Annotated in this window: 1 protein-coding gene; it reads left to right on the forward strand. The window is 66.1% G+C overall.

The genetic code is table 11. The annotated features are described in order from the left end of the window. Positions 1 to 11: 11 nt before the first annotated feature. Positions 12 to 230, forward strand: a 219-nt coding sequence (locus KVT37_RS33285; protein ID WP_308642815.1) for a glycosyltransferase, incomplete at its 3' end; no start/stop codon positions are given.

Consider the following 230-nt stretch of genomic DNA (forward strand, 5'->3'; position numbering starts at 1 on the left):
ATCGGGAAGGTGTGCAACGGGTGCTTCTGGAGGCGGCACTCGCCGGTGTGCCGGTCGTGACCACTACCATGCCCGGTTGCGCCGGGGTCATTTGCGACGGATGGAATGGCTTCCTGGTCCCGCCCGGGGCACCCCGCATGTTGCCTGCAAAAATTCTCGACCTGCTCGGCAATCGGGAGAAGGGGGGGGTCATGGCCGGTCGCGCGCCCGGGCGCGTCAGAAAGGAATTC

This window comes from Mesorhizobium sp. GbtcB19 (genome assembly GCF_019091085.1).
Lineage (GTDB): Bacteria > Pseudomonadota > Alphaproteobacteria > Rhizobiales > Rhizobiaceae > Mesorhizobium.